Below are 7,116 nucleotides of genomic sequence, written 5' to 3'. Positions count from 1 at the left end.
GGGAAGTTCCAGGGGATGATCTGGCCGACCACGCCGAGTGGCTCATGGAAATGATAGGCGACGGTGTCGTCGTCGATCTGGGAGAGGCTGCCTTCCTGGCCGCGCACCGCTCCTGCGAAATAGCGGAAATGGTCGATGGCCAGAGGCAGGTCGGCCGCTGTCGTTTCCCGGACCGGCTTGCCGTTGTCCCAGGTTTCGGCACAGGCGAGGAGATCGAGGTTCTCCTCCATGCGGTCGGCGATGCGGTTGAGGATGAGCGCGCGCTCAGCCACGCTGGTGCGTCCCCAGGCATCCTTGGCCGCGTGCGCGGCGTCCAGAGCCGCCTCGATGTCGTGGGCATCCGAACGCGCGACTTCGCACAGGAGTTGACCGTTGACCGGTGAGTAGTTCTCGAAGTAGCGGCCGGACCGCGGCTCGGCCCATTTGCCGCCGATAAAATTGCCGTAGCGCTTGTCGAAGGGCGCCTTGACCGAGCGTGAAAATTCAACCTTGTTCATAAGTCTTCCTCCCAAAGCTGACGTCGCGGGATGCGACGCTTCGGAAGAGACTTGCGATTTCCGCCCGCAGTTGTCACGGCACCGGTCACCGCGGTCGGATATGATGTGTCGCAGAATTGCGACAGTCATGATCGCTTGGGTGTTCAGTGAGACCGGTGGACATCCAGGCGGTTGAGTTTGCGGTGAAGCGTCGCGCGGCTGATGCCAAGCGCTTGAGCCGCGGCGGACACGTTTCCGTTAGCGCGCGCGAGGGCACGCTGCAGCGCTCCGCGCTCTGCCTCGGCGAGGACTTTGGAGTCACTCTCAGCCCAGCCGAGCAGATCGGCGGCGGGCATCGGTTTGTCGAGACACTGCTGCGTAAGGCCAAGCGCCAGGCGGGCCGAACGGGTCGCGCCGACCACGAGATCGTCCGCGTCGACGGCAATCAGCACGCCGGAACCTTTGTCGATCACCGGCGCGAGCAGAATGCGCGCCTTTGGAAATGCCATCTTGAAGTTTTCACTTTCGATCCGACGGGCCGCGTCGACGACAGCCATCGAGATGAGATTGGCGAAGGCCTCCGTCAGATCTGCCCGGCAGGACGATACGTCAAGCGCTGCCACTAGATTCCCTTCATGATCATGGATCGGAGCAGTGGTACAACTGAGCAACGTGTTGCGCGTATGGAAATGCTGGTCGCGGTGAATTGTCAGCGCGCGCCGCTCGACCAGACAGGTACCGATACCGTTGGTTCCCTGGCTCTCCTCATTCCAAACGGAGCCAGTCCACAAGCCCCAGGAGTGAAACGTCTCGTCATCGACGACCGCGCCGCGCCGTTCGACCGGTACGCCGTCACGATCGGCGAGCAGGACACAGCATCCGATGCCGCCAACAGCAAGATAGAGACGGTCGAGACTCGATTGGGCAGCTTGGATGAGAGGTTCGATGCGTTGCCGGGCGTGCCCCAGTTCGGCCTCTGTCAGATAGGGTGGGGGACTGCAGTCCGCTGGATCGAGCCGATGCAAATTGGACGACCGTCGCCAGGAGGCTACCAGCGCGGACTTCGCTGCAGCGTCCGAGGCAATCGCCACCTGGATGCGGTCAGCATGATGACCGTATTGATCGTCGCGCATTACTTATCCTCCCGCAACCTGATGTCTTTCCTCCGTCCTGGCCGACCGGTTTGCGGTCCGATCAGCACGTAGTCAATTCGTCGAAAGAAGCAGAAAGGCAGATCGCTTCCTGTTGCCTAAGCTCCCAACGACAAAGCCTACCAACAGAATGCCACGCAATCATTGATCAGGAGCAAGTCTGAGCATCGTTGGTCAGAAATGCTCGCCGGCCTTGAACGGCCCGATACGGGTGCCGGCCGCGATCAGATAAGCCGTGGACCAGCCGATGAGCAGGAACCCGTTTACGCCTTCAAGCGCGGCCAGGACCCGCCACTGATGGGCGGGTACGATGTCGCCGTAGCCAACCGTCGAGAAGGTAATGGTGGAAAAGTACAACGCCGTTTCGAAATCAGCGAAGATATCGAGCAACCTGTAGAGCTCGGCCCAAAGCCAGACCTCTACGGTCATAACCGCAAAGAGCCCCATCACCACGCTGATCATCGCGACGATGCGGCTGCGGCGCCCGTGCATGCGAAACCGGGCGACCAGGTACCCCATCGCGTGTGTGACGGCTATCAGACCAAATGTGTGGACGAGAACGGTCAAACTTATGACGACAGTGCCGATGAGCAGATTTAGGACCATGCGCGGAAGGTAGAAATCGCAGCGGCAAACTTCCTTGCGCAAAATCAAAAGCTGGCGGCGGCCCGCGAATTTCAAGAATAGCCAGCAGATTGGGTGCTATTGCTCAGCCAGATCGATCTCTACCTTGCGTCCTTTCTTCGCGAGGACGCCAAGGTCGAGATCGGCTCCGAGGAGCGGAGATCGGTACCGCGCGGCAAGGATGCCGCCTTTCTTCGACGGCTATAGCGGATTTCATTATCTACCCCCGCAGTCTAATCGCTGTGGCCCCTTTCGGTGTCAGGTCGTCATGGCTCGAGAAGATGACGATGCGTTGCCGCAGCCGCTGCAGCAGCGCATCGAGGATGCGCTTGCCCTGCTCGGCCGCAAGATGCTCGGTCGGTTCGTCCAGGAGGATGACGGGCCTGTCGGAAAGCCAAACGCGGGCGAGGTTCAGTCTCTGCGCCTCGCCGAGCGACAGCACATCCTGCGTGATCCAGCCATCCAAGCCGCCAGCTGACCTGATCCGACCCTGAAGTTCCACTGCGTCCAGCGCACGCCACAATTCATCTTCGCTGGCGTGTGGCGCAAATAGGTTCTCGCGTACCGTATCGGCGAGAACCGTCGCGTCGTGGGTGCAGAAGCAACTCATGGCGCGCCGCGCGTCCTCACTCAGTTCGATGCCATCGCCCAGGACGCATTCGTCACGAGCGTCTAGCCAGCCAGCCACTTGCTTCAACAGGGAAGTCTTGCCGCAGCCACTGGCACCATGCAGGACAGTTGGCCTGCCGGCCCTGAGAGTCGCGCTGATTGGCCTGCCGATCAGCCGGCCATCCGGTGCGTGGCGCGGCAATCGGTCCAACGTCAACGACGAAATCCGTTCCGCGACATGCTTGTGCGTTACGCCGTCCGGCGTGTTCCATTGAGCCAGAGCCGACCGGGCTGCTTTCTCGCGTGCGAAGGCGACAACAATCTTCGATGCGCCCAATACAGATTCAGCAGCGGCCAGCCAGGCGAAGGCCAGTAGGGCAGTCGGCAGCAGGGCCTCACCACGCAGGCCCGACAACCAGGCGGACACCAGAATGCTCAGCATGGCGCATGGCGCCAAGCAGTTGGCCAGCGTATCGTACAGCGCCTGCCCGTGGCGTAGCACCAACGCGCGCGTCTGGGCATTGGCATAGCCATCGAACGGCGCTTCAAGTGTGAGACCCCAGCGGCGTTCGCCCTGCAACGGCACCACGGCTTGTATAGCGGTGCCAAGCAGGCGGGAGGCCTCTTGCCTGCTTTCGCGCGCGGCCGCCAGATCCGCCGTGGCTCGCTTTGCGAGGCAACGCGCCCCGACCATGTTTGCCGTGATGAGCAGCAGGATCGGCACGAATGCCAATGGCGTCATCCACAGGGTTGCCGCGACAAGCAAGACAATGGCGACGCCAAGCGTCGCCGACGGCAGGCTGACGCGCAGGCGCGCATAGTCAACGTCCTCGACGTCGTCGAGATAGTCGGCAAGGCGGTCCTGATTGCCAAGCTGCCAGCCGGCCCTGCGCACGGACGGTGCTGACGCCATTGCGGTGAAAAGCGTCGAGCGGCGCAGAACCTGATCAGTGAGCGCCGCCCGATGGCCGACAACGCGCTCGCCGTACTTGGCTGCCGTCCGGGTCAAGGCGAAGAGGCGTATGAATGCGGCCGGCACATGGAAGTTGAACGTCAACGCCGCAGGCGTCAGGCCCACCAGGGCGACCGCGCCAAGAAACCATATGGACACGCCGGTCAGCAGGATTCCGCCCGCCAGGGCGGCAAACGCCAAAACCAGGGCGAGGCGCCACGGAGCTTTGGTTTGGGCGAGCTCTTCCGGCGAGCCGGTCTTGGTTTCGGGGACAATCGGAGAAGCGCTGTCAATCATGCGGCACGCTCCCGTGCTTGCCTGTTGCCCACCCCGAGGTCGATCGTTTTGCCGGCAAGCAACGCTAGACTCCTGTCATGCGTGGCCACCAGTACGAGCCGGCTGCGCGCCGCCTGCACAAGCGCGTTGCGCACCATCGCGGCATTGGCGGGGTCAAGCTTGGCGGTCGGCTCGTCGGCGAAGATTGCGCGGCCCGAAATCAGGGCGCGCGCCAGGCCGATACGCAGCCGTTGCCCACCAGAAAGGTTTTCACCGCCGGCCTTGATCGACGCGTCAAGCCCGCCGGGCAGAAGCACTTCGTCGAGAAGGCCGACATTGCCTGCCGCCAGAAGCAGGCGGGTCCGGCAACACGGTCCGGTTCCCCAGCCGATGGCGTCGCCGAGCGTGCCTTGCGGAACATAGATGTCGGTGGAGCACCATGCGATCTCCGGCCGTTCATCAGCGTCCTGTTGGATGGATGGCGCGGAGCCGATCCTGGCAAGATGGCGCAGCAGGGTGGACTTGCCCGATCCGCTCGGTCCGGTGATGGCCACCAGCCCGGTCCGCGACAGGGGTGGTGCGGCAGAGACCAGATTGCGGGTCAAGATGGCGGCTTCGAAAGCCTGGGATTGCGGGCGAGCAGCCAGAACGAGCGTGTCGAGCGCTGCGGCGGCGGCGAGGCCTTCAGCCTTGGCGTGATATTGCTCGGCGTAGCGACGGAACGGAGCGAAATACTCCGGCGCAATCATCAGGATGAACAGGCTTTGCCAAAGCTGAAGGTTGGCAAAGCCAGGTACACTCATGAGCTTGAGATGTCCGAGGCCAAGAAATACGGCAAGGATCGCTATCGACAGCGAAGAGAAGAAATCGATGATGCCGGCGTTGAGGAAGGCAATCCTGAGCACGCTCATCGTGCCCGAGGCATAGATGTTTAGTCGCGCCGTGAGCTTGCGCGTTTCGCGCGTTAGCGCATGGTTTCCAAGGATTGTCGGCAAGGTGCGGATGCGATCGGCGAACTGGGCGGCGAGGCGACCGAAGGCCTTCTCCTGCGCTTCGGCGCCGCTGCGGATCGCACCGCCGATGAGGACGAAGAAGACGATCATCACAGGGGTTAGCACGATGAGCGCCAGTGCCGCCTCCCACGAGATGGCCATGATCGCGGCTGCGGCAAGCAGGGGCCCCAGCCCCAGCATGAGCGACGCCAGGCGATGCCCGACCGCCAGGCCTGCCACGGCCCGCGGATAGCGTTGAAGTCCTGCGATCAATGTCCCGAGCGGCATCGCCTGGATGTCGCCGGGAGAAGCCGCGGCGAGGGCGCCGCGCGCCGCCTCAAGCAGGCCGTTGGCGACTTTCGTTTCCGTATTGGCGACAGCGCGGTCGGCCACCAGGCCGATGACCGAGCCGAGGATCAGGCTGGCCAAGGCCGCGCCGAGCAGCTGCCAGTTGGCTCGGCCCGAGATCATCTCGCCAACGAACATGGCCGCCAGACCGATGAAGGCAAGCCGCAGCACTGTGCGCGCTGCTTGCAATGCAAGGGAGGAACGCAAGCCCGGAGCGGCAAGGCCGTGCGCGACGCAAAGCGTTCGGCCGCGGGTGGGCGCCCCAGAATTGGTTTCCACCGGCGGATTTGCCTCCGCTGGACGTTTGTCGCGACGATGCAGAACGGCTTTAAGCATGACAGTTCAATCTCATGCCAGGGCCACGAATGAATTGATTCACGTCAAAGGCTCGGCGCCAGAACAGAGTTATCGAGATGATGTTTAACGGAGTTTTCGCATGACCAGCCCATTGCTCGTGGAACTGTCGCGGTTGCAATTCGCGCTGACGGCCATGTACCACTTCCTATTCGTCCCGCTGACGCTGGGCCTGTCGATCATGCTTGCGATGATGGAGACGGTCTACGTCATGACCGGCCGCACGATCTGGCGCGACATGGTCAAGTTCTGGGGTGTGCTGTTTGGCATCAATTTCGCGCTTGGCGTCGCCACCGGCCTCACCATGGAATTCCAGTTCGGCATGAACTGGGCCTACTACTCCCACTATGTTGGCGATGTGTTCGGTGCGCCCTTGGCGATCGAGGGCCTGATGGCGTTCTTCCTGGAGGCGACCTTCGTCGGCCTGTTCTTCTTCGGCTGGGAAAAGCTCTCGGCGCGCGGGCACCTTGTCGTCACCTGGCTTGTCGCGCTGGGCACCAATTTTTCGGCGCTGTGGATTCTGATCGCCAATGGCTGGATGCAAAACCCCGTCGGCTCGGCCTTCAATCCGGACACGATGCGCATGGAAGTGACCGACTTCGTGGCCGTCATCTTCAACCCGGTCGCACAGGCCAAGTTCGTTCATACGGTTTCGGCGGGCTATGTCTGCGGCGCTGTCTTCGTGCTCGGTGTGTCGGCCTTCTATATGCTGCGCGGGCGACACATCGATCTTGCCAAACGCTCCTTCGTCATTGCCTCGGCCTTCGGCATCGCCTCGTCACTGTCGGTCATCGTGCTCGGCGACGAGAGCGGCTACGCGATCACCGACAACCAGAAAATGAAGCTCGCCGCCATGGAGGCGATGTGGGAGACCGAGCCGGCGCCTGCCTCCTTCACCGCGTTCGGCATCCCCAGCATGGCCGATCGCACGACCCATTTCGCCGTACATATTCCTTGGGTCATGGGCCTTATCGGTACGCGCTCGATCGACAAGGAAATTCCTGGCATCTTCGAACTCGTCCAGAAGGCCGAGGGGCGCATTCGCGACGGGCTGACCGCATACGATGCGCTTGAAAAGCTCAAGGTCAACCATTCCGACACGGTTGCACGCGCAACGTTTGACGCGACGAGCAAGGATCTCGGCTACGCCCTGCTGCTGAAGCGCTACATCGAGGATCCGCGCCTGGCCAATGACGACCAGGTCAAGCAAGCGGCGTGGTCGACCGTGCCAGAAGTGCCGGCGATCTTCTTCACTTTCCGGCTGATGGTGCTGTGCGCCTTCCTGCTGCTTGCGGTCTTTGCGCTCTCGCTCTGGCACACGATGCGCGAGACGC

7 protein-coding genes are annotated in these 7,116 nt (G+C 62.4%); 2 read left to right on the top strand and 5 right to left on the bottom strand.

Going from position 1 to position 7,116, the window contains the following annotated elements; genetic code table 11:
* From EN932_RS24590 to EN932_RS24580, 3 genes are all read right to left on the bottom strand, one after another.
* Nucleotides 1-497: aldehyde dehydrogenase family protein (locus EN932_RS24590; protein ID WP_128369127.1), on the bottom strand; the 497-nt coding region annotated here is incomplete at its 3' end.
* A 143-nt stretch (nt 498-640) separates the two neighbouring features.
* A complete protein-coding gene (locus EN932_RS24585) occupies nt 641-1,609 on the bottom strand; it encodes a GAF domain-containing protein (RefSeq protein ID WP_128369126.1) in 969 nt (322 codons plus the stop codon).
* A 192-nt stretch (nt 1,610-1,801) separates the two neighbouring features.
* Nucleotides 1,802-2,308: a potassium channel family protein gene (locus EN932_RS24580; RefSeq protein ID WP_245483320.1), complete on the bottom strand. Its 507-nt coding sequence runs from the start codon at nt 2,306-2,308 to the stop codon at nt 1,802-1,804.
* An 18-nt stretch (nt 2,309-2,326) separates the two neighbouring features.
* Here EN932_RS24580 and EN932_RS39570 point away from each other — a divergent pair, with 18 nt between their 5' ends.
* Complete coding sequence (locus EN932_RS39570) at nt 2,327-2,458, top strand: hypothetical protein (RefSeq protein WP_281061552.1); 132 nt, start codon at nt 2,327-2,329, stop codon at nt 2,456-2,458.
* 13 nt (nt 2,459-2,471) lie between these two features.
* Here EN932_RS39570 and EN932_RS24575 read toward each other — a convergent pair whose 3' ends face one another.
* The gene (locus EN932_RS24575; protein ID WP_128369125.1) at nt 2,472-4,109 is read right to left on the bottom strand and encodes an ATP-binding cassette domain-containing protein; all 1,638 of its coding nucleotides are present in this window, start codon (nt 4,107-4,109) and stop codon (nt 2,472-2,474) included.
* Nucleotides 4,106-5,599: an ATP-binding cassette domain-containing protein gene (locus EN932_RS24570; RefSeq protein ID WP_164890603.1), complete on the bottom strand. Its 1,494-nt coding sequence runs from the start codon at nt 5,597-5,599 to the stop codon at nt 4,106-4,108. Before EN932_RS24570 ends, EN932_RS24575 begins: the two co-directional genes overlap by 4 nt.
* Nucleotides 5,600-5,864: 265 nt before the next feature.
* On the opposite strand from EN932_RS24570, the gene EN932_RS24565 reads away from it, so the two are divergent.
* Nucleotides 5,865-7,116 (top strand): cytochrome ubiquinol oxidase subunit I (locus tag EN932_RS24565; protein ID WP_128369123.1); only part of this gene is annotated, 1,252 nt, incomplete at its 3' end.

It is taken from the genome of Mesorhizobium sp. M7A.F.Ca.US.002.01.1.1, from assembly GCF_004022955.1.
In the GTDB taxonomy this organism is placed as follows: domain Bacteria; phylum Pseudomonadota; class Alphaproteobacteria; order Rhizobiales; family Rhizobiaceae; genus Mesorhizobium; species Mesorhizobium ciceri.
The sequence above is the reverse complement of the archived record's forward strand: the minus strand, read 5'-3'. Positions and strand labels throughout refer to the sequence as shown.

Bases quoted from the DNA above. Each gene is read 5' to 3' on its own strand.
- EN932_RS24585 (WP_128369126.1), bottom strand. From the start codon at position 1,609: ATGCGCGACGATCAATACGGTCATCATGCTGACCGCATCCAGGTGGCG.
- EN932_RS24575 (WP_128369125.1), bottom strand. From the start codon at position 4,109: ATGATTGACAGCGCTTCTCCGATTGTCCCCGAAACCAAGACCGGCTCG.